Origin of the sequence: Burkholderia sp. IDO3 (genome assembly GCF_003366075.1) — a bacterium.
GTDB lineage: Bacteria > Pseudomonadota > Gammaproteobacteria > Burkholderiales > Burkholderiaceae > Burkholderia > Burkholderia anthina.
The window spans coordinates 1,143,735-1,164,151 of record NZ_CP028962.1; the positions used below are offsets into that span (position 1 = coordinate 1,143,735).

The 20,417-nt window shown below is 69.4% G+C and carries 20 protein-coding genes; 6 read left to right on the forward strand and 14 right to left on the reverse strand.

Annotation, left to right across the window (positions count from 1 at the left end):
- Nucleotides 1–2 precede the first annotated feature (2 nt).
- The 3 genes from DCN14_RS05320 to DCN14_RS05330 all read right to left on the reverse strand — a co-directional run bounded on the left by DCN14_RS05320 (nt 3) and on the right by DCN14_RS05330 (nt 2,843).
- Nucleotides 3–533, reverse strand: a complete 531-nt coding sequence (locus DCN14_RS05320; RefSeq protein ID WP_096504133.1) for a hypothetical protein — start codon at nt 531–533, stop codon at nt 3–5.
- A gap of 52 nt (nt 534–585) precedes the next feature.
- On the reverse strand, nt 586–1,773 hold the full coding sequence (locus tag DCN14_RS05325; protein WP_096503852.1) for an MFS transporter: 1,188 nt from the start codon (nt 1,771–1,773) through the stop codon (nt 586–588).
- Between the two features lie 164 nt (nt 1,774–1,937).
- Nucleotides 1,938–2,843, reverse strand: coding sequence for a LysR family transcriptional regulator (locus DCN14_RS05330; protein WP_096503850.1), 906 nt, complete (start codon nt 2,841–2,843; stop codon nt 1,938–1,940).
- 579 nt (nt 2,844–3,422) lie between these two features.
- Between DCN14_RS05330 and DCN14_RS05340 the strand changes: the two genes are divergently transcribed.
- The gene (locus DCN14_RS05340; protein ID WP_096503846.1) at nt 3,423–3,755 is read left to right on the forward strand and encodes an ESPR domain-containing protein; all 333 of its coding nucleotides are present in this window, start codon (nt 3,423–3,425) and stop codon (nt 3,753–3,755) included.
- 69 nt (nt 3,756–3,824) lie between these two features.
- Nucleotides 3,825–4,409 carry a putative glycolipid-binding domain-containing protein gene (locus DCN14_RS05345; protein ID WP_096503844.1) on the forward strand — a complete coding sequence of 195 codons (585 nt, stop codon included), beginning with the start codon at nt 3,825–3,827 and terminating at the stop codon, nt 4,407–4,409.
- Between the two features lie 27 nt (nt 4,410–4,436).
- On the opposite strand, the gene DCN14_RS05350 is transcribed toward DCN14_RS05345, so the two are convergent.
- Together DCN14_RS05350 and DCN14_RS05355 are read right to left on the reverse strand one after the other, a co-directional pair.
- A complete protein-coding gene (locus DCN14_RS05350; RefSeq protein WP_096503842.1) occupies nt 4,437–5,426 on the reverse strand; it encodes a sulfonate ABC transporter substrate-binding protein in 990 nt (329 codons plus the stop codon).
- A gap of 223 nt (nt 5,427–5,649) precedes the next feature.
- Nucleotides 5,650–6,057: a DUF427 domain-containing protein gene (locus DCN14_RS05355; RefSeq protein WP_096503840.1), complete on the reverse strand. Its 408-nt coding sequence runs from the start codon at nt 6,055–6,057 to the stop codon at nt 5,650–5,652.
- Nucleotides 6,058–6,348: 291 nt separating this feature from the next.
- Between DCN14_RS05355 and DCN14_RS05360 the strand changes: the two genes are divergently transcribed.
- Nucleotides 6,349–8,010 (forward strand): ABC transporter substrate-binding protein, encoded by a 1,662-nt coding sequence (locus DCN14_RS05360; RefSeq protein ID WP_096504131.1) that lies wholly within the window; start codon nt 6,349–6,351, stop codon nt 8,008–8,010.
- Nucleotides 8,011–8,065: 55 nt separating this feature from the next.
- On the opposite strand, the gene DCN14_RS05365 is transcribed toward DCN14_RS05360, so the two are convergent.
- The 6 genes from DCN14_RS05365 to DCN14_RS05390 all read right to left on the reverse strand — a co-directional run bounded on the left by DCN14_RS05365 (nt 8,066) and on the right by DCN14_RS05390 (nt 13,992).
- On the reverse strand, nt 8,066–9,013 hold the full coding sequence (locus DCN14_RS05365; protein WP_096503838.1) for a TauD/TfdA family dioxygenase: 948 nt from the start codon (nt 9,011–9,013) through the stop codon (nt 8,066–8,068).
- Between the two features lie 186 nt (nt 9,014–9,199).
- Complete coding sequence (locus DCN14_RS05370) at nt 9,200–10,156, reverse strand: TauD/TfdA family dioxygenase (RefSeq protein WP_096503836.1); 957 nt, start codon at nt 10,154–10,156, stop codon at nt 9,200–9,202.
- Between the two features lie 177 nt (nt 10,157–10,333).
- Nucleotides 10,334–11,179, reverse strand: a complete 846-nt coding sequence (locus tag DCN14_RS05375) for an ABC transporter ATP-binding protein (RefSeq protein WP_096503834.1) — start codon at nt 11,177–11,179, stop codon at nt 10,334–10,336.
- A gap of 35 nt (nt 11,180–11,214) precedes the next feature.
- Nucleotides 11,215–11,976 (reverse strand): ABC transporter permease, encoded by a 762-nt coding sequence (locus DCN14_RS05380; protein ID WP_240327288.1) that lies wholly within the window; start codon nt 11,974–11,976, stop codon nt 11,215–11,217.
- Between the two features lie 91 nt (nt 11,977–12,067).
- On the reverse strand, nt 12,068–12,910 hold the full coding sequence (locus DCN14_RS05385; RefSeq protein ID WP_096503830.1) for an ABC transporter permease: 843 nt from the start codon (nt 12,908–12,910) through the stop codon (nt 12,068–12,070).
- A 14-nt stretch (nt 12,911–12,924) separates the two neighbouring features.
- Complete coding sequence (locus tag DCN14_RS05390) at nt 12,925–13,992, reverse strand: ABC transporter substrate-binding protein (protein WP_096503828.1); 1,068 nt, start codon at nt 13,990–13,992, stop codon at nt 12,925–12,927.
- A 218-nt stretch (nt 13,993–14,210) separates the two neighbouring features.
- On the opposite strand from DCN14_RS05390, the gene DCN14_RS05395 reads away from it, so the two are divergent.
- On the forward strand, nt 14,211–14,585 hold the full coding sequence (locus tag DCN14_RS05395) for a phage protein NinX family protein (RefSeq protein ID WP_096503826.1): 375 nt from the start codon (nt 14,211–14,213) through the stop codon (nt 14,583–14,585).
- Between the two features lie 29 nt (nt 14,586–14,614).
- Here DCN14_RS05395 and DCN14_RS05400 read toward each other — a convergent pair whose 3' ends face one another.
- Both DCN14_RS05400 and DCN14_RS05405 read right to left on the reverse strand, forming a co-directional pair.
- Nucleotides 14,615–15,421 (reverse strand): ABC transporter substrate-binding protein, encoded by an 807-nt coding sequence (locus DCN14_RS05400; protein WP_096503824.1) that lies wholly within the window; start codon nt 15,419–15,421, stop codon nt 14,615–14,617.
- Nucleotides 15,422–15,590: 169 nt separating this feature from the next.
- On the reverse strand, nt 15,591–16,469 hold the full coding sequence (locus tag DCN14_RS05405; RefSeq protein WP_096503822.1) for a LysR family transcriptional regulator: 879 nt from the start codon (nt 16,467–16,469) through the stop codon (nt 15,591–15,593).
- Between the two features lie 100 nt (nt 16,470–16,569).
- Here DCN14_RS05405 and DCN14_RS05410 point away from each other — a divergent pair, with 100 nt between their 5' ends.
- Together DCN14_RS05410 and DCN14_RS05415 are read left to right on the forward strand one after the other, a co-directional pair.
- A complete protein-coding gene (locus DCN14_RS05410) occupies nt 16,570–18,138 on the forward strand; it encodes an MFS transporter (RefSeq protein WP_096503820.1) in 1,569 nt (522 codons plus the stop codon).
- Nucleotides 18,139–18,227: 89 nt separating this feature from the next.
- Nucleotides 18,228–19,169, forward strand: a complete 942-nt coding sequence (locus DCN14_RS05415) for an AEC family transporter (protein WP_096504129.1) — start codon at nt 18,228–18,230, stop codon at nt 19,167–19,169.
- A 37-nt stretch (nt 19,170–19,206) separates the two neighbouring features.
- Here the strand turns inward: DCN14_RS05415 and DCN14_RS05420 are convergent, their stop codons facing one another.
- A complete protein-coding gene (locus tag DCN14_RS05420) occupies nt 19,207–20,394 on the reverse strand; it encodes a LysR family transcriptional regulator (protein WP_096503818.1) in 1,188 nt (395 codons plus the stop codon).
- Nucleotides 20,395–20,417: the final 23 nt, after the last annotated feature.

Here is a 20,417-nt window from a genome sequence, read left to right on the forward strand (position 1 = left end):
AACTATTTCAGCTCGGCATCCCGGCAGGTCGATTCGAGCTCGCCGTCGAAGTACTGGTACAGGTGCACGAGCAACGTGTTGCTGCCGACCTTGCGGCCGAGGTAATGCACCCCTTCGGTCGACGTGCAGATCGAGAATGCGAGCGGCAGGCCGCCGTCGAGCACGGCTTGCGGATGCGCGCCCTGATGCACGAAGCGCGCGTTGCCGGCCACACCGAAGCCGGTCGTATCCGCCGGAACCGACTTCGGCAGCGACAGCGTATACGCGGCGATCGCGCGGTCGTCGTGCAGCGCGTCGAGAATCGGGTTGCCGGGCTTCGCGGCCGGCCCCGTGATGGTCGCGCAGCAGTGCGCGATACCCTTGCCGTCGTCGGGCAGAATCTGCAGCGACGTGCCGGCGGCCAGATGCGTGTTCGGCGTGTAGTAGACGCCATCCGCGACCACGCCGACCTGCTGCGCGCGCGATGCGACGGGAGCGGCGAGCGTTGCGAGTGCGGCGGCGATCAGGAGCGGACGAAGCGGTCGGATGGGCATGATGGCGGCGATGATACACGCCGCCATCATGCGCGGCGAGGGCCGGCTGCGATCACGACGATGCACGCACCGCCTGCCGCATCGGCCATGCCGATACGCACGCACATCCCAGCGCGATCGCAACGAGCGCGCACCCGGCCCACGGCGTGACGAGCAGCGCGCCGCGTTCGACGAGCATGCCGCCGAGCGCCGAACCGAGCGCGACACCCGCATGCATGGCCGACACGTTGATGCCGACGCTGGCATCGGCGAGCGACGGGGCGGCGTGGATCAGCGCGTTCTGCACGATCGGCGAGATCGACCAGCTGATGCAGCCCCACAGCATCATCGCCGGCACGAACGCGAACGGCGACGCACCGGTCATCGGCAACGCGGCCATCGCGACGACGAACACGGCCGGGCAGGCGCAGAGCGCGCGCGATGCGCCGAGCCGGTCGGACAGCAGCCCGCCGAGCCATGCGCCGCTCACGCCGGCGACGCCGAACGCCACGTACAGGCCTTCGAGCGCGGCGGCGTTCGGCGACAGCACGGCCTGCAGATATGGCGTCAGATACGCAAACAGCGTGAAATGCCCGCCGATCATCGCGATCGACACGAGTTGCGCGGCCAGCAGCCGGCGGCGGCCGAGTGCCGCGCGGTACGACGGCGATGCGGTTGCGCCGGTTGCGCTAGCGCGCGCCGATGCACGTGCGGGCGTCAGGCGCGGCAGGCGCCGGCCGAGCAACAGCGCCAGCGGCAGCGCGGGCACGGCGATCGACACGAACACCGCCCGCCAGCCGGCCCAATCGGCGATTCGCATTCCGATCGGCACGCCGAGCACGAGCGACGCGCTGATGCCCATGAACACGATGCCGATCGCGCGGCCGCGTTGCGACGCCGGCGCGAGTTCGGCCGCGAAGCGCGTCGCGACGAGGATCAGCGTCGCGCAGCTCGCGGCCATCAGCACGCGTGCGGCGAACAGGCTCGCATAGCCGGGGCTGGCCGCGGCGAACAGGTTCGCGGCCGCGAACGCGCCGAGAGACGCAACGAGCGCGGTGCGCCGTTCGACACGCCCGACGAACGCGGCCGCGACGAGTGCGGCGAGCGCGAACACGGCGGAGAAGATCGTGGTGAGCTGGCCGGCGGCCGCGATCGAAACGCGAAGGCCGGCGGAGAGGGCCGGCAGGATGCCGACGCAGATGTTTTCGGCGACGCCGGCCAGAAACACGGCGGCGGCCAGCAGGTATACGCGAACGTCCATACTCGAACCCTCCTGTACGTACGACGCGGCGGCGCCGGCAAGGACGGGGCCGCATCGGATCGAATCGACGGATGGGTTTCGAGGCGAGGCTTCGGTTATCCCGGAAAGCAGGACGGTACCGCACGCTCAGCCGGCGTGCAAGCGTCGTGCGGGCCGCGCGGCGCTTACGGTGCGTGCTGCGTCAGCAGCGCGGGGATTTCCTGCTTCAGCAGATCGACGATGACCCGCACGCGCGGCGGCAGCGGCCGTTGCGCGACGAGCACGTTGAGCGCGTAGCCGGGGATCGTGTACTGCGGCAGGATCCTGACGAGTTCGCCGCGCGCGAGCGCATTCACGCAGGCCGGCTGCTGCACCACGCCGATGCCGCCGCCGGCCAGGATCGTGTCGAACATCGGGCGCCAGTGGCTCGTCGTCATCGTCGTCTGGATCCGTGCGTACTCGAGCGTCTTGTCCTCGCCTTGCAGCGGCAACTGCTCGTTCGCGAAGATGCCCTTGACGCGGATGAACGGGTGGTTCATCAGATCGGCTTTCGTTGCGATCGGGCCGTGGCGGTCGAGATAGGCGGGGGCGGCCACGAGCACGCGGCCGACCGCGCCGAGCGAGTGGGCGACGAAGCCGCCGTCGCCGAGCTGACCGACGCGGATCGAGATGTCGACCCCTTCGGTGACCGGATCGACGATGTTGTCGTTCAGCACCAGGTCGACGTGCAGTCGCGGATACGCGGTGCGGATATGCATCAGCGTCTTCGGAACCACGACCTCGCCGAAGCATTGCGGCGCCGCGATCCGGATCGTGCCGCTGAGCGTGTTTTCCGTCTTCGATACCGATGCGATCGTATCTTCCGCCGCATCGAGCAGTTCCTTGCTGCGTTCGTAGAAGATCCGGCCTTCTTCCGTGCACGTGAGCGTGCGTGCGCTGCGCATCAGGAGGCGTGTGCCGAGAAACTTCTCGAGCTTTTCGATACGCTCGCTGACGGCCGGCTGGCCCATGTCCAGATCCCGGGCCGCGCCTGACATCGTGCCGCGCTCGACGACCCTGACGTAGATGCGCATCGTCGCCAACAAATCCATGAAGTCGCGCCTCTTATCTGATGAGTGTTGGTTTGTAATCGGTGCAAGGATGCGAAGATTGATTGCCGAGTGACGCGCAATTCGTTGCCACTCGATGCATCTTCCGGAAAATAAAACGAATTCACAACTGCCCGGAAATTGTTTCGCATCTCGATCCGATTTCTCAATCGGAAGAGATAGTACTAAAGACCCTTGCCCGGAAAGATGCGCGCAAGGCCGATACTGGATATCGGCGGCGCCGACTACCGCCCAACCCCGAAGCACCGTAACCTTCGCCGCGACCTGCCTGTCCCGACGGGGCGGGGTTGGCACATGCGTACCCGAAGGGCCGGTTGCCAGGCAACGCCATGCGGCAACCGAGGCGATGCGCACGGACCAGGCGGTTTTCGCCGCCGCGTTCGCTTCGTCTTTATTTCCCGAGCCAGGCTTCCCCGTTTTAGCGCCGATTCCGGCGACGTTTTCGCAGGCTTTCCCGGGCTTTGATCCGGCCCGGGTGCCGCCTCCTTTTCCGATTTTTCGCTCCGGCAACGACAGATAGATTCGCACAACTGATCGATTGTACGGGAGCGTTTGACTTCTATGAACAGAATATACAAGACCATCTGGAATGAATCGATCCGCGCGTGGGTCGCGGTTCACGAAAACGCCGCGGCATGCAGGAAGTCGACGCGCAGCACGCGCCGGCGCGTGGCGCGCCGATTGCTCGCGCTCGGTGTGGCCGCGACGGGTTTCACGGCAGTGACGCCAGGCGCGCATGCGCAGGTGAACCCCGACAACCTGCGCAGCGTGCACGCCGGCATCGGGCGTCGCCCGCCGTTCGCTTCCAGTGCGAGCGGCGGCGCGCGTCGTGTTCATCCAGGAGGCGGCCCGCCCGCCGTGTCGCGCCACCGCGTGTGTTTGCCGGCGCAGTGAGCGAAAATCGATCTCCGGTGAGATCGCATCGATCGTACCGACAGCACGCATCGACCGACAGGAGACGACATGACGCAACCGGACGAAGCGGCGCGCACGCGCTGCGTTGCATGGCAGATCGAGCAGAGCTGGCAGGCGGTCGAATGGTGCCGGCTGGCCGAGTCGCGCACGGGCATTGACTTGTCGGGCTCGGTCGCGGGCGTGCTCGACGGCACGCCGTTTCGCGTCGACTACGCGATTGCATGCGATGCGGGCTGGCTGACGCGGTCGGTGCGCGTGAACGACTGGCTCGGCACGGCGCCGCCGCGGCAGCGCGATATCCGGTGCGAAGCAGGGCGATGGACGATCGACGGTGCCGACGCGCCGGCGCTCGATGGCGCGACCGACATCGATCTCGGCTTCAGTCCGTCGACCAATACGCTGCCGATCCGGCGTCTCGGGCTGGAAGTGGGCGCATCGGCCGTGATCCGCACGGCATGGCTGCGTTTTCCGGACTTCGACATCGTGCGCGGCGAGCAGCGCTATGCGCGTACGGCGAAGAATGTGTACCGCTACGAGAGCGGCACGTATGCGGCCGACATCGCGATCGACGACGCGGGCCTCGTCACCGACTACGACGAATGGCGGCGCATCGGTGCGACGCGCTTGCCTTGACCGCGTCGCAGCGGCAATACGTCGACGTCAGCGGGCGTTGGCCACCGTCACCTTGCCGGGAATCAGCTTCAGCGTGCTGAACGCGTCGGCGATGTTCTGCTGATACGCGAGCGTTGCGTCGGTGATCGGCTGCACGCCGTAGCCGGCCCGCTTCAGCGCGACCTCGAGCGTCGGCGCGTCGAGGCCGACGAGCGGCGACAGTTGCGCGGCGACTTCCGGAATATGGTCGCGTCCCCAGCGGTCGACCGCGTCGACTTCCTCGAGCAGCGTGCGCACCACCTGCGGCTGCGCGGCCGCATATTTGCGCGCGGCGAGGTAGTACTGGGTGTTGCGCACGAGCCCGTCGCCGTTCGCGACGACGCGCGCGCCGAGCTGCCGTTCGGCGGCCGCCAGATATGGATCCCAGATCACCCATGCATCGACGCTGCGCTGCACGAACGCGGCGCGCGCGTCGGCGGGCGTCAGGTAGATCGGCTGGATGTCGGCATACGTGAGGCCCGCGTGCTCGAGCGCCTTCACGAGCAGGTAGTGCACGTTCGAACCCTTGTTGAACGCGACCTTCTTGCCGTGCAGCTGCGCGACGTTGCGGATCGGCGAATCGGGCAGCACGACGATCGCCTCGCCGTGCGGCGCGGGCGGTTCGTTGCCGATGTAGACGAAATCGACGCCGGCCGCCTGCGCGAAGATCGGCGGCGTTTCGCCGACCGTGCCGACGTCGATCGCGCCGGCGTTCAGCCCTTCGAGCAATTGCGGGCCGGCCGGAAATTCCAGCCATTGCACCGTGACGCCCTGGCTCGCGAGCCGCTTCTCGAGGGTGCCGCGCGCCTTGAGCACGACGAAGTTGCCGTATTTCTGGAAACCGATGCGCAGCCGCGTGCCGCCTTGCGCGTACGCGGGCAGCCCCGCGAGCGGGCCGAGCGCGAGCCCGGCCAGCCCGGCGGCCGCGCCATGCAGCAACCGGCGGCGGCGCGGGTTTTCCGGGGTCGTTTCAACGTGTGCGTATGGCGTGTCGTTCATCGAGGCGTCCTGCTTGCGGGTTCACGGGCCGCGCGGGCATGCGGCGCGGTCGGCGCAGGACGGAGCCGGATGCGGGCGATGCGCGCAGCCGGCCGGCCCGCGCCGGATTCAGGACGATACGGCCGCGCGGGTTGGCGGCCAACCAATGAATCCGCATATGCAAATCAGCGGCGGGACATAGGGTCGGCAAGGGCGGCGCGGCGCCCGGCGGCTGCGGCCGCGTTCAGTCGGTGCCGAGCGGGCTTTCCTCGATCGAGTCGACCCGATCCGGATAGAACGCAAGATGGGCGCGAATCGATTCGACGGCCGGATACGGATGCTCGTACGTCCATACCGCGTCGGTCGCGCGCGCGCCGCCGGCCGGAATCGAGTAGTACGCGCAATCGCCCTTGTACGGGCAGTACGTCGCGTGGTCGGTGCGTTGCAGCAGCGCCATGTCGGCATCCTCGCGCGGGATGTACAGCACGGCCGGATAGCTGGCCTCGCGCAGCGCCAGCGCGCGACGCGTATCGGCGACGACCTTGCCGGCCACCTTGACGACGACGCGCGACGGATGCGGTTCGATCGTGATCGGATGATCGGGGCCCGGCGACTTCACGGGACGAGAGGGCGTATCGGGACGAGTCGACATCGTGGGTCCTCCAGGAAGTGGCGGCGCGCCCGGCAGGCACGCCGGCGTTGGCCAACCGATACGATGCGCCAATTCCGTGGAAGCTGCAGGGGGACGGAAGGCGGTGCGCCGGGCGTGCCGTATCCGTGCCGTACCGCCGGCTTTCGACGCTCGCATGGACGTTCTCGTGCAGCGGCAGCGGGATGCATTCGCCGCGATAAGCAACGCCGAATTAATTGGTAAGCGATCGGCGGGATGCGCGCGAAGATCGGCGGTCGTCATTCACGTGACCGTCTCTTTCCTTCCGCCATCATGAAGATTCCATTCGCATCATCCGCCGCGCGTCGTGCGCGGCGCGCATTGCATGCCGGTGTGGCGCTACGTGGCGTGGCCGCGTCGCTGCTGCTCGCCGGTGCGGTTTCGCACGCGTTCGCCGCACCGGCCGGCAAGACGCTCGTGTACTGCACCGAAGGCAGCCCGGCCGGCTTCGATCCGGGCCAGCACACGACGAGTACCGATTTCGACGCGAGCACGTACACGGTCTACAACGGGCTCGTGCAGTTCAAGCGCGGCACGCTCGATCTCGTGCCGTCGCTCGCGACGCGCTGGGACGTGTCGGCCGATCAGCGCGTCTATACGTTTCACCTGCGGCACGACGTGAAGTTCCAGACGACGGCATGGTTCAAGCCGACGCGCCCGTTCCAGGCGGACGACGTCGTGTTCACGTTCCGCCGGATGCTCGACCCGGACGATCCGTTCCGCAAGGCCTACCCGGTCAGTTTCCCGTACTTCAGCGATCTCGGCTTCGATCGCAACATCGAGCGCATCGAGAAAGTCGACGACTACACGGTGCGCTTCGTGCTGAAGTCGCCCGACGTCGTGTTCGTGCGCAATCTTGCGATGGCGTTCGCCTCGGTCCTGTCGGCCGAATATGCATCGCAGCTCGCGGCGCGTCATCGCGAGGCCGACATCAACCAGTTTCCGGTCGGCACGGGGCCGTTCCAGTTGCGCACGTACCAGAAGGATGCGCTGATCCGCTACGACGCGAATCCCGACTACTGGAAGCCGGACGACGTGAAGCTCGCGCATCTGGTGTTCGCGATCACGCCGGATCCGGCCGCGCGGCTGCAGAAGTTGGTCGCCGGCGAGTGCCAGGTGTCGGTGTTCCCGCGTCCGGCCGATCTGGAGACGGTGCGGCGCGACCCGAAGCTGACGCTGTTCTCGGGGATGGGCTTCAACGTCGGTTTCGTCGCATACAACACGCAGCATCCGCCGCTCGATCGCGTCGACGTGCGGCGCGCGCTCGACATCGCGATCGACAAGGCGGCGATCGTCAAGACCGTGTTCAACGGTGACGCGAAGATCGCGACGAACCCGATGCCGCCGTCGCAATGGTCGTACAACCCGCGCCTGAAGGACGCGCCGCGCGATCCGGCCGCCGCGAAGGCGCTGCTCGCGCAGGCGGGTTTCCCGAACGGTTTCGACCTGACGCTGTGGGCGATGCCGGTGCAGCGCCCGTACAACCCGAATGCGCAGTTGATGGCGCAACTGATCCAGCAGGACTGGGCGAAGATCGGCGTGCGCGCGAAGATCGTCAGCTACGAATGGGGCGAGTACAACCGCCGCGCGAAGCACGACGGCCAGCACGACGCGATCCTGTACGGCTGGTCGGGCGACAACGGCGACCCCGACAACTGGCTCGGCACGCTGCTCGGCTGCGACGCGGTGCACGGCAGCAATCTCGCCAAATGGTGCAACGCGGACTTCGAGCGGCTCGTCGATGCGGCGCGCGCGAACGCGGACGTCGCGAAGCGCACGTCGCTCTACGAGCAGGCGCAGGTCGTGTTCAAGGATCAGGTGCCGTTCACGCCGATCGCCACGTCGATCGTGTCGCTGCCGGTGTCGAAGCGCGTGCACGGGCTCACGTTCTCGCCGCTCGGCGGGCACCGGTTCGACGGCGTGTGGCTGGATTGAACGAGGGAGACAAGCCCGGCGCGCGCGTGCGCGCCGGTTGTCGTCGCGACGACGGTCAGTTCAGTGCGACCGCCGCGGCCGCCTCGACGGGCGAACCTTCGAGTGCGACGGACGGACGGCCGTCGGGACCGACCGGCACGTCGCCGACGAGCGTCGTGCGATAGAGCTGGCGATCGAAGTCGAGATCGAAGATGTCGACGGGCGCGAGATGCGCGGTCGCGCGGTTGTCCCAGAACGCGATGCTGCGCGGCTCCCACTTGAAGCGGATCGTGAATTCCGGCCGCGTCACGTGTTCCCACAGCAGTTCGAGCAGCGCCTGGCTTTCGCGCGGCGTGAGCCCGACGATCGACTTCAGGAAACTCGGGCTCGCGTACAGCGCGCGTTCGCCGGTCTCCGGATGCACGCGTACCAGCGGATGCTCGGTCACGAGCGGGCGGCGCTCGACGGCGGCGTCGAACGCGCCGGTCGCGCGGGCGCCGGCCGGCGGCGTGAAGCGATGAATGCCGCGCAGGCCGTCGACGAAACCGCGCAGCGGCGCGGACAGCGTTTCATAGGCGCGCACGAGGTTGGTCCACTGCGTGTCGCCGCCGTACGGCGGAATCGTCACGCCGCGCAGGATCGATGCCCACGGCGGATTGACGGCGGCCGTCACGTCGGTGTGCCAGCCCGTCCACGGCCGGCGTACCGGCTCGCCTTCGAAGCGCGTCGCCTTGCGGTGCTTCGCGATCGAATAGACGGCAGGATGACCGTCGACGTGCCCGAATACGGGGTGGCCGACCGTCGGCTCGCCGAACTGCGCGGAGAACGCGACGTGCTGCTCGTGCGTGAGGAATTGCTCGCGAAAGAAGATCACGCGCCACGTCAGCAGCGCCGCGCGAATCGCGGCGATCTGCGGCGTGGTCAACGGCTGGGTGAGGTCGACGCCGCGTATCTCCGCGCCGATGTGGGCGGACAGCGGAATCACGTCGACCGGCTGGGCGGCGGGTTCGAGTAGGGCGCTCATGCAACGCTCCTGGCGGAAGTGGACGGGGTGGACGGCCGGCGACATCGTTGCGCATGCACGCGTCGGCCCGGTGGCGGGAAGGTCATGGTCGGATCCTCCGGTCGGGAATGCAGGGATACGGTGATGTGGTGATGCGGAAGCGGGACCGCGCATGGCGGCGGCCGGTGCCGCCGCCATGCGCGAACCTCATTGCAGCGTGGCGCCCGGCCCCTTCAGCACGACGCTGCGGCGGCCGTCGATGCCGGCCGGCACGTCGCCGTGAACGGTCGCGCGACGCACGACGCGGCGCGCATCGCCGTAGTCGTTGATCGCGTAGTGCTGCGTTGCGCGGTTGTCCCAGATCGCGACGTCGCCTTGCTGCCAGTTCCAGCGCACGGTGTTCTCGAGCCGCGTCACGTGTTCGTGCAGCACCTGCAGCAGATGCGCGGAATCCTGCGACGACAGCCCCTTGATCTTCTGCACGAAGTGCCCGAGCACGAGCGTGCGCTCGCCGGTCTCCGGATGCACGCGCACGACGGGATGCTCGGTCTCGTAGACGGTCGACGTGAACACTTCGCGGTAGCGCTTCAGTTGCGTGTCGTCGGCATGCACGTGCGTCGACGCGTAGTCGTATGCGTTCGTGTGCAATGCCCACAGCGTGTCGACGAGGGCGCGCAGCGATTCCGGCAGGTGCGTGTAGGCGGCCGCTGTGTTGGCCCACACGGTGTCGCCGCCGAACGGCGGGATCACGACCGCGCGCAGGATCGACACCTTCGGGTAGGCATCGACGAACGTCACGTCGGTATGCCACGAGTTGGCGCGCGCGCCGTGCGCGGAATCGAGTTCGAGCAGATGCGCGCTGCCGTCGACGGACGGCACGGTCGGGTGCGCGACGGTGTCGCCGAAGCGGCGTGCGAACGCTTCTTGCGCGGCGTCGTCGAGATGGCCCTGGTTGCGGAAGAACAGCACCTTGTGGCGCAGCAGCGCGGCGTGGATCGCGTCGAACGTCGCGTCGTCGAGCGTGCCCGACAGCCGGACGCCGGCGATTTCGGCGCCGATCCGGCCGGCGACCTGGCGAAGCTGAAGCGGATCGGCCGCCGTGCGCGGCGCGGCGGCGTGCGAAGCATGCGATGACGGGTGAGCGGCGTGCTGGACTTCGGACATCGAGAGTCTCCTGGTCGGGTCGGTTGAGTCTCCATTCAAGCAGGGACCGCGCGGAACCGGAACCGATGAATCGTCACAACCTTAGCGTGCGCCGTGATGATCGATATGTGTCGTCATGCTGAACGAACCGCGCGCGACAGGCTGCGCTGCCGCGCGACGCAGGCCGGGCCGCGCGTGCTACCACGCGAGCCGCCATTCGCCGATGCGGTGCGCATCGGCCGCGGCGATCCGGGCGCCACCGTCGCCGCCGTCGCCCGGCGGATCGCGATCGTCGAAATCGGCGAGCACCGTGTCGCGCAGCCGCGCGAATTCCGGCGCATCGCGCCGGCGCGGACGCGGCAACGCGACGTCGACGATGCGCTCGATGCGCCCCGGGCGCGGCGCCATCGTGACGACGCGGTCACCCAGATACACGGCCTCGTCGACGTCGTGCGTGACGAGCACCATCGTGATGCGCTCTTGCTCCCAGATGCGCAGCAGCTCGTTTTGCATGCGCGCGCGCGTCTGCGCGTCGAGCGCGCCGAACGGCTCGTCGAGCAGCAGCACGCGCGGCCGGTTCACGAGGCCGCGCGCGATCGCGACGCGCTGCGCCATCCCGCCCGACAACTGGTTCGGGTACGCATGCTCGAAGCCGTTCAGCCCGACGAGCGCGATGTGCTCGGCCACCGCGCGCCGCTTTTGCGCGGCGTCGAGCGGTGCGTTGCGCAGCGCGGCCTCGACGTTCTGCGCGACGGTCAGCCACGGAAACAGCCGATGATCCTGGAACACGATCCCGCGCTGCAGCGACGTATTGCGCACGAGCGCGTCGCCAGCACGGATTTCGCCCGCATAGTCGGTGTCGAGCCCCGCGATCAGCCGCAGCAACGTCGACTTGCCGCAGCCGCTCGCGCCGACGATCGTCACGAACTCGCCGGCGCGCACGTGCAGCGACACGTCGTCGAGTACGGCGAGCGTCGCGCCGCGTTGCGCATAGCGCTTGCTCACATGGAGGATATCGAGCGAATCGGAAGCGAGGGTCGTCATGGCGGAAAGGGAAGCGGCAGGAAGGAAGAGGGCGATTACCGTTGCAGGTCGCCGCGACGGGCCAGCGCCTTGCGCTCGATCGCGCGCGCGACCGCGTTCAGCGCCCAGCCGGTCACGCCGACGACGATGATCCCGAACAGCACGAGGTCCATCCGGAACTGCTCGCTGCCGTCGATCAGCGTGTTGCCGATCCCGCTGCCCGCGACGAGCAGGTATTCGGCGCCGAGCGTCGCGAGCCACGAATAGATGAGACCGAGATACAGCCCGGTGAAGATCGACGGCAGCGCGGCGGGCAGGATCACGTAGCGCACGAGCTGAAGCCGCGAGTAGCGCAGCGCGCGTGCGACGTCGACATAGGTACGCGGCACCGCGTGAATGCCGTCGCACGTGTGGGCCGCTACCGGCAGCAGCGCGGCGAGCGACAGGAACACGACCTTGGCGACGTCGCCGAGGCCGAACCACACGGAAATCAGCGGAATCCATGCGAACAGCGAGATCTGCTTGAACGTGTCGAAGCTCGGGCCGACGATGCGCGTCGCGATACGCGACAGCCCGAGCGCGGCGCCGAGCAGCAGGCCGCCCGTCGCGCCGATCGCGAAGCCGCACGCTTCGCGCGCGAGCGATGCCGACAGCGCACGCGCGAGCGCGCCGCTGGTCGTCTGCGTCCACGCGGTGTGCAGCACGTCGGCCGGGCCGACCAGCAGCCCGCTTTTGACGAGATGCGCGACGGAGATCGCCCACCAGATCGCGAGCGCGGCGAGGGGCAGAACGAAGCCGCGCCAGTCGGGTGCGGACAGGCGGCGGGTGAGTGCGGGCGCGGCGGCGGCCGGCGCGGCGTTCGGCGTGGACGGGGCGGAAGGCGGCACGAAAAGGCTCCTTGAATCGGGTTCAACCGCGAAACGCGGACGGCACGCCGCGGCGCAGCCGGGCTTCGAGCGCATCGAGCAGCCGGTTGATCGCGAAGCCGACCGCGCCGACCACGATCACCGCGGCCATTACGAGATCGAGCTGGAACAGCTGGCGCCCGTACACGATCAGGTAGCCGAGCCCTTCCGACGACGCGACGAGCTCGACGACGACGAGCGCGAGCCACGATTTCGTGAACGCGAGCCGCACGCCGGTCGCGAGCGTCGGGATCGCGGCGGGCAGCACGATATGGAGAATGCGCTGGCGCCGCGTGTAGCCGAAGATGCGCGCGACTTCGTCGAGCGCGGGCGGCGTCTGGCGGAAGCCCTGCAGTGTGCTCAACGTGACGGGGACCAGCGCCGCGTGCGCGATCAGCAGGTACTTCAGCGGTTCGCCGACGCCCACGAGCAGCAGCAGGAACGGCAGCCAGCCGAGCACGGGAATCTGCACGAGCGCGTTGAAGCTCGGCAGCACGTACGCTTCGAGCGTGCGCGACAGGCCGAGCGCCGCGCCGGTGGCGAAGCCGAGCAGCGTGCCGATCGCGAAGCCGACCAGCACGCGCTGCAGGCTGATCAGCGTATTGCGTGCGAGATCGCCGCTTGCCGCGAGTTCGGAGAGCGAGTCGGCCACCTGTTCGGGCGGCGGCAGGATCTGCGGTGCGATCCAGCCGCGCGCGCTGCCGACGGTCCACAGTGCGAACAGCAGCGCGGGCAGCGCCCACGGCGCGAGCAGCCACGCGACGCGTTTCGCGGCCGCGGCGCGGGACGGCCGCGCGGCGAGCGCATGCGGGTCGGACGACGAAATCGGGATCGCGGTGTCGCTCATCGGGGCGGGTCCGGTCAGGAGAGGGGCTTGCCGGTCGCGTTGTAACGCGGCCAGTAGTGTTCGAGCTTCTGCGCGCGCAACGCGTTGTCGAGATACTTCGGCTCGAACCAGCCGTCGATGTCGACCGGCTGGCGGATCAGCTTCAGCTTCAGCGCATCCTGCGCGACGGCCTTGTAGCGCGCGATCACGAACGGATCGATCAGCGGCGACAGCCGGTCCTTCAGGCGCTGGTTCGCATAGTCGGCCTGCCACGATGCATACGGCACGCCGCTCTTCGCCCACAGCTTGAACAGCGCATCGCGGTTCGCCTCGTCGGACGACCATTGCGCGCCCTTCACGAACGCGTCGACCACGCGCTGCACGATGTCGGGATGCGCGCGCTCGAAATCGTCGAGCACGAGCAGGTGGGTCTGGCGCGTGAACTGCGGGCCGTCGTTCTGCGATTCGTAGATGATCTTCGCGAGCCCCGCGTCGCGCAGCTTGTACAGCTGATAGTCGCCCACCGATGCGTCGATGCCCTTCGAGGCGAGCGCGGCGAGCGCACTCGCGGAGTCCAGATTGATCACGCGCAGGTCGCGCTCGCTCAGGCCGTTCTTCGCGAGCGCGTTGTCGGCGACGAGCTGCAGGTTGGTGCCGCGGAAGATCGACACGCGGCGGCCTTTCAGGTCCGTGATCGAGCGGATGTCGGAACCGGGCGGCACGGCGATCTTGATGCCCGAGCGCACGCTCGCGGCGAGCAGCAGGTGCGTCTTGATCCCGTTCGCGCGAGCGAGCACGGCCGGCAGGTCGCCCTGGTACGCGAAGTCGAGCGCCTTGTTGGCGATCGCTTCGTTGACGGCCGGGCCCGCGCCCTTGAAGAACAGCCACTGCACCTTGATGCCGTCGGCCGCGAATTCCTTTTCGACGAGCTGCTGGAGCTGTACGGTGGCCCCGCTCGACCCGCCGAAGGTCGGCGGATCGCCGGCGCCCTGCTGGGCGACGCCGATGCGGATGGTAGTGGGCTTGTCGGCGTGTGCGGCGGCGGCCGGCAGCGCAACGAGGGACGCGATCAGCAGCGATCGCAGCAGGCGCAGTGGAAGCATGAATCGATCGGTCGGGAGAACGTTGGGAAACGCGGGCCGGGGCCCGGTACGTCGAATCATTCTCGATGACGCGTCCGGCGGCGGACAAGCAACGATTTGAACTATGCTTATCGCGTGGCGGCGGGTGACGAAACCCGCCGCGATCGAATGCAGCCGATGCGGCTGCGCGGGCAACGAACAGCGCGCCGGTCGTTTACGCGACGGCCACGGAGACAGCCATGCAAGTCCACGACCTGACCGGCCCGCCGCTCGATTTCTGGGTGGCGATGGTGGAAGCGCTCGACGCGCCGCGCGTCGACGCCGCGGGATGCACGGTCGTTCGCGAGCCGGGCGGTGCGCCGATGCCGTATGCGCCGTCGTCGGCGTGGGCGGATGGCGGCCCGCTCGTCGAGCGGCTGCCGTTCGCTGCGTTCGAACGCGACGGCGGCCACGGCGCGTGGCGCGCGGGGCTGCATCGCGCGGTGCCGGCGGCCGGCGAGCGCTGCACGTTCAATCAGTCGGGGCCGACGCTGCTGGTCGCCGCGATGCGCACGCTGGTCGCATCGACGTTCGGCGACGACGTGCCGGATCTGGACATGTCGAAGCCGCGATAAGCGCGGCAGCGCTTAGGGTGCCTGCCGCGTTACGCGGCCGACAGGTTGCGTACCGCGATCGACGCGACGTCGACGCGTTTCGGCAGGATCGCATCGGCCGCCGCGCGATCGGCGACGCGCTGCAGCACGTCGATGTCCGCACCGGTGAGCGCGCGTTGCGCGAGCGCCGCACGGCGTGCGATGTCGGACGCCGCATCGCGCGGCAGGCGCGTGAGCGACGCATAGACGCTCGCGTAATCGGCTGGGTGGGCGAGCGCCCATTGGCCGGCGCGGGCGAGCCGCGCGAGCACGTCCGACAGCGCCGCGCGCTTCGCTCGATCGTCGAGCGTGTCGACCGGCGACGTGAGGAACGCAAGCCCCGAATTGATCCCGCTGCCGTCGCGCACGATGCGCGCGCCGCGCCGCACCACGTGTCCGTAATACGGATCGAAGGTCGCCCAGATGCCGATCTGCTTCGCCTCGAACGCGGCGAACGCATCGACCGGCAGCACGAAGCGCACGTCGACGTCGCCCGGCGCGAGGCCGTGTTCGCGCAATGCGCCGTAGAGCTGGTATTGCGAGATGCTGCCGCGCGCCGACGACACGACGACGGTGCGCCCCTTCAGGTCGGCGACCGTGCGGACCGGCGAATCCGGCTGGACGACGATGCCGAGCGACGCCGGCGAGCCGACGCGCGTCGCGACGATCCGCAGCGCCGGATCGCCGAGCGCGGCCGTCAGCACGGGCAGGTCGCCGGCCGGTGCGAGATCGATCGCGCCCGCGCGCTGCGCTTCGAACAGCGGCGCGGCGCCCTGGAAATTCGCCCAGCGAAACCGGTACGGCGCGCCGTCGAGCACGCGCGCGGCGGCGGGCCGGGGCGGGGGGCGAAGTCATCGGCGGCAGGTCCTCGGAGATCCGCGCGCGGGCCGCGCGGCTGCCGGGCAGATTACGGAATCGGTTTTGCGCGGGCAAACATCGAATCGCGAAATGCTTATTCGCTTATGGATAGGGCGTGGCGCGCCACGCTCACACGGCGGCCGGCATCGCGCGCAGGAACGCCCGCACCGCGGGCGCCTTCTCGAAGCGCCGATGCGCGAGCGCGAGTTCGGACATGATCGGCTTGCTCGCGATCGGCCGGTACACGACGCCCGGCAACGATACGCAGCCGGCGAGCACATCCGGAATCACGGCGACCCAGCCGTTCACCGACACGCACGCGAGCACCGCGAGCAAGCCGCCCGGCCGCGCGGCGATCACCGGCGCGAAGCGGCCGCGGCGCGCGACTTCGAGCGTGCCGCGTTCCTGTTCCGGCACCGCGAAGCGCGCGTCGGCGAGATCGGCGGCGCGCACGGTGGTCATCGACGCATAACGCGAATCGGCCGGCACGGCCGCGACGAACACGTCGCGCTGCAGCGTGACGATCCGCAGCCCGCCGGGCAGCGGCAACGGCGGGCGCACGTACGCGAGATCGAGGCGGCCGGCGTCGAGCTGCTTTGCAACATCGTCCATCGGCACTTCACGCAGGTTCAGTTCGATGCGCGGGTGCGCGGTGCGGAATGCGCCGACGGTGCGCTGCAGCGTGCCCGAATAGACGGCCGACGACACGTAACCGATCTCGATCCGGCCGAGTTCGCCGCGCTCGGCCAGCGCGGCGAGTTCGCGGCCGCGCTGCAGGTGCTCGAAGGCGGCGCTCGCCTCCGCGAGAAACGCTTCGCCGGCCGCGCTCAGCGTGACCGCGCGGCGCGACCGATGGAACAGCCGCACGCCGAGCAGCCGTTCGGCTTCCTGGATCTGCCGCGTGAGCGCGGGCGGCGCCATGTCGAGCGCTTCGGCCGCGCGTGCGAAATGCAGATGCTGCGCGACGCCGAGGAACGCGCGGACATGGCGGAATTCGAGCGGATTCATGATTGCAATTTTCGTCAATTAAACAGCATTGGTGTGTCAATGACAGGCAATACCGGACGAGCCTAGCATACGACTCTTCTTTCAAGGTTCGGAGCCGCCGATGTCCGATTTGTCCCCCGCGCCGCACACGGGCGCGCCCGCCACCGCGCGCGCGGGCACCCGCCTGCCGGCTGCCGCGACGCTCGCGGTCGCGTCGGCGACGTGCTCGCTGATCGTGCTCGACACGAATGTCGTCGCGGTATCGCTGCCGAGCATCGCGCGCAGTTTCCATGCGAGCTTCGCCGACATCGAATGGGTCGTGAGCGCATACATGACCGCGTTCGCCGCGTGCCTGCTGCCGGCCGGCGGGCTCGCCGACCGCTTCGGGCGCAAGCGGATGCTCGGCGCGGGGCTCGCGCTGTTCGCGCTCGCGTCGCTCGGCTGCGGCATCGCGCCGTCGGCCGGCTGGCTGATCGCCGCGCGCGCGGTGAAGGGGGCGGGCGCGGCGCTGTTGCTGACGGCCGCGCTCGCGGTGATCGCGAACCGTTTTCCGGACGGGCGCGAACGGGCCCGCGCGTGGGCGATCTGGGGAATGTGCATGGGGATCGCGACGGCCGTCGCGCCGCTCGTCGGCGGCGCGATCACGCAGTGGATCGGCTGGCGCTGGGTGTTCCTGCTGAACCTGCCGGTGTGTGCGCTGCTGGCCGTCGGCGCGCGGGCGGCGATCGACGAGTCGCGCGATCCGCACGCGAAACGCGTGGATGCGGCAGGCAGCCTGCTGTTCGGCGCGGCACTTGCGTGCGCGATCGCGGCGCTGATCGGCGCGCCGTCGCACGGCTGGCTGGCGGCCGCGACGCTCGGCCGGCTCGCGCTCGCCGCGGCGCTGCTGGCCGCGTTCATCGGCGCGGAGCGCTGGCAGGCGCGGCCGATGATCGAGCTCGCGCTGTTCCGCCAGCCGCGCTTCGTCGGCGCGGTGCTCGCGATGTTCGGCTATGCGGCGTGCGCGCAGGTGATGATGACCTTCCTGCCGCTGTACCTGCAGAACGCGTTCGGGATGTCGGCGATCGACGCGGGGCTCGGCATGCTGCCGTTCGCGGCCGCGATGATCGCCGGGCCGTCGCTCGGCGCGATGCTGGCGGCGCGCGTGTCGTCCGGCGGCGTGCTGGCCGGCGGGCTCGCGCTGATCGGCGCGGGCAATCTCGCGACCGCGGCGCTGACGGCCGGCGGCGACTACCGGCTCGTCGCGCTCGGCATGTTCGTGACGGGCTGCGGCGCCGGCATCATGAACGGCGACACGCAGAAGGCGATCATGGCCTGCGTGCCGCCGAATCGCACGGGCATGGCGTCGGGCATCAGCACGACGACCCGCTTCTCCGCGATCGTGACGGCCGTCGGCGTGCTCGGCGCGGTGCTGGCCGCGAATACGCACGCGCAGCTCGACCGGCTGCTGTCCGCCGCACCGGGGTTGCGCGGGTTCGTCGATGCGCCGTTCATGTCGAGCCTGCTGGCCGGCGATCTCGCGCAGGCGCTGGCGCGCGTGCCGCCGTCGGCCGCGCGCACGCTCGCGCAAGCGGCGCCCGCGGCGTTCGCGAGCGGGTTCGCGGCGGCGCTGACAGTGAGCGGCGGGCTCGCGCTCGTGGCCGCCGTCGTTGCATACAAGTTGCTTTCACAACCGATGCGCAACGCGTGATCCGCGCGGCAATGGCCGCGTTGCCCATTGCACGCGACGACGCGGAGCCGTTAAGCTTGCGCGTTCCGGTTTCACGCAGCGTGTTCAAGATGTCATCGACGATCGAGATTCTGTTGCCCGTGTTCGGGCTGATCGCGGCAGGGTTCCTGTGCCGCCGGCGGGGCGTACTCGGGCCGGCGGCGGCTTCCGAGCTCAACCGGTTCGTCGTGTGGCTCGCGCTGCCGGCGCTGCTGTTCCAGATCATGGCGCACGCGTCGTGGCACCAGCTCTATCAGCCGGCATTCGTTGCGACGTTCGCGCTGACCTGCGCGCTCGTGTTCGTCGGCGTGCTCGCGTGGCGGCTCTTCGCGGGGCGCGGGCTGGCCGATGCGAGCATCGACGCGATCGCCGCGTCGTATCCGAACACCGGCTATCTCGGCTTTCCGCTGTGCCTGCTTGCGTTCGGCACCGAGAGCCTCACGCCGACCACGATCGCGACCATCCTCGTCGCCTGCGTGCTGTTCGCCGGCGCGATCGTGCTGATCGAGATCGGGCTGCAGCGCGATCGCGCGCCGCTCAAGCTGATGTGGAAGGTGGTCGGCGCGCTGCTGCGCAATCCGCTGATCGTCGCGCCGCTGGCCGGCGTCTGCGTGTCGGCCGCGCAGGTGCCGCTCGGTGCGCCGGTCGAGACTTTCCTCAAGCTGCTCGGCGCGGCCGCGAGCCCGTGCGCGCTCGTCAGTCTCGGGCTGTTTCTCGCGGAAAAGCGCGAGGCGACCGGCGCCGCGCCGCGCGGCAGCATCGCGCTGACGGCGGTCAAGCTGTTCGTGCAGCCGGCGCTGGCGTGGTGGCTCGGCGTGCGCGTGTTCGCGATGCCGCCCGTGCTCGCGCAGATCGCCGTCGTGCTGGCGGCGCTGCCGACCGGCACCGGGCCGTACATGCTGGCCGAATTCTACGGACGCGAAGCGCACGTGACGTCGCGCACGATCCTGCTGTCGACGCTCGGGTCGATCCTCTCGCTATCGGTGCTGCTCGCGATCGCGCGGCACGCGTGACGTCGTGCGGCCGGTGCGACGCGTGCCGCTCGCGCGCTCAGTGCGACTTCGTCGCGATCCGGTGAATGCGCGCCGCACGCGCGACGCGCGGCCGCCGTGCCGCACCGCAATGTACCGGCTGCCGGCGGTGCGTGCGCCGCGCGGGGTCCGCAGAGGGAGAGGCAGCGCCGGAGGCGGGCGCGGCTGACGCACTCGTGCGCGCATCATCCGCATGCGCGGCAACCGCGGCGACGGCCGGTTGCGCGGCCTCGGCTTCGAGCCAGCTGCGCGTCGCTTCGGCGATCAGCCCGCGCAACCAGCGCACGCCGTCGACGCACGATCCCGATTCGTTCCACGTCATCCGGTAGACGATGTCCGGCGGCTCGGCCGGCAGCGCGACCGCGCCGAGCGGCAGCAGCTTCGCGTAGTGACGCGCGAGCCGGTACGTGGTGGTCAGGATCAGGTCGGAGCGCACGAGTGCATGCGCGGCAAGTTCGAAGTGCGGCAGCGTGACGACGATCCGCCGCTGCAGGCCGACGCGTTCGAGCTGCCGGTCGATCGCGCCGGACGCTTCGAGCCACGACGGCGTCGGACACAGCTGCGCGGTCCGCGCGAACTCGTCCGCCGTCATCGCCCCGCGCCGCGCGAGCGGATGCGTCGCGCGCATCAGGCACACGACGCGATCGTCGAACAGATCGTCCTGGCGGAATCGCGACAGACGCGCCGCGCGGTTGTCGATCACGACGTCGAGTTCGCCGTCGGCCAGCGCGCGTTCGTCGTCGAAGCCGTCGCCGAGCGGGTGGAACACGAGCTGCGCGTTCGGCGCGCGTTCGCGGAACAGCGCGACGAGCTTCGGCACGAACAGCACGTTCAGGTAGTCGGGGCAGCCGATCCGGTAGGTGCGCACCGACGTGCGCGCGTCGAACGTCGGCTGCTGGATGCGGATGAAATCGATCACGCGCAGCGCGTTGCGCAACGGCTCGATCAGGCGCGCGCCGAACTCGGTCGGCACCATCCCGTAGCGGCTGCGCACCAGCAGCGGATCGCCGAGCAGCGTGCGCAGGCGTTTGAGCGCCGCGCTCGTCGCGGGCTGCGACATGTTCAGCCGCACGGCGGCGCGCGACACGGTGCGCTCGGTGAGCAGCACGAGCAGGATGCGCATCAGCCGCGCGTCCAGCACGTCGAGCGCGCCCGTGGCGTCGCACGCGTCGGAGCGAAGGCTGGCCGGTGCCGGTGCGTCCCGCATGTCGCTACGCGCTCGCGCGGCTC

Coding starts and splice junctions, on each gene's coding strand:
- DCN14_RS05320 (WP_096504133.1), bottom strand. CDS start 533: ATGCCCATCCGACCGCTTCGTCCGCTCCTGATCGCCGCCGCACTCGCA.
- DCN14_RS05325 (WP_096503852.1), bottom strand. CDS start 1,773: ATGGACGTTCGCGTATACCTGCTGGCCGCCGCCGTGTTTCTGGCCGGC.
- DCN14_RS05330 (WP_096503850.1), bottom strand. CDS start 2,843: ATGGATTTGTTGGCGACGATGCGCATCTACGTCAGGGTCGTCGAGCGC.
- DCN14_RS05340 (WP_096503846.1), top strand. CDS start 3,423: ATGAACAGAATATACAAGACCATCTGGAATGAATCGATCCGCGCGTGG.
- DCN14_RS05345 (WP_096503844.1), top strand. CDS start 3,825: ATGACGCAACCGGACGAAGCGGCGCGCACGCGCTGCGTTGCATGGCAG.
- DCN14_RS05350 (WP_096503842.1), bottom strand. CDS start 5,426: ATGAACGACACGCCATACGCACACGTTGAAACGACCCCGGAAAACCCG.
- DCN14_RS05355 (WP_096503840.1), bottom strand. CDS start 6,057: ATGTCGACTCGTCCCGATACGCCCTCTCGTCCCGTGAAGTCGCCGGGC.
- DCN14_RS05360 (WP_096504131.1), top strand. CDS start 6,349: ATGAAGATTCCATTCGCATCATCCGCCGCGCGTCGTGCGCGGCGCGCA.
- DCN14_RS05365 (WP_096503838.1), bottom strand. CDS start 9,013: ATGAGCGCCCTACTCGAACCCGCCGCCCAGCCGGTCGACGTGATTCCG.
- DCN14_RS05370 (WP_096503836.1), bottom strand. CDS start 10,156: ATGTCCGAAGTCCAGCACGCCGCTCACCCGTCATCGCATGCTTCGCAC.
- DCN14_RS05375 (WP_096503834.1), bottom strand. CDS start 11,179: ATGACGACCCTCGCTTCCGATTCGCTCGATATCCTCCATGTGAGCAAG.
- DCN14_RS05385 (WP_096503830.1), bottom strand. CDS start 12,910: ATGAGCGACACCGCGATCCCGATTTCGTCGTCCGACCCGCATGCGCTC.
- DCN14_RS05390 (WP_096503828.1), bottom strand. CDS start 13,992: ATGCTTCCACTGCGCCTGCTGCGATCGCTGCTGATCGCGTCCCTCGTT.
- DCN14_RS05395 (WP_096503826.1), top strand. CDS start 14,211: ATGCAAGTCCACGACCTGACCGGCCCGCCGCTCGATTTCTGGGTGGCG.
- DCN14_RS05405 (WP_096503822.1), bottom strand. CDS start 16,469: ATGAATCCGCTCGAATTCCGCCATGTCCGCGCGTTCCTCGGCGTCGCG.
- DCN14_RS05410 (WP_096503820.1), top strand. CDS start 16,570: ATGTCCGATTTGTCCCCCGCGCCGCACACGGGCGCGCCCGCCACCGCG.
- DCN14_RS05415 (WP_096504129.1), top strand. CDS start 18,228: ATGTCATCGACGATCGAGATTCTGTTGCCCGTGTTCGGGCTGATCGCG.
- DCN14_RS05420 (WP_096503818.1), bottom strand. CDS start 20,394: ATGCGGGACGCACCGGCACCGGCCAGCCTTCGCTCCGACGCGTGCGAC.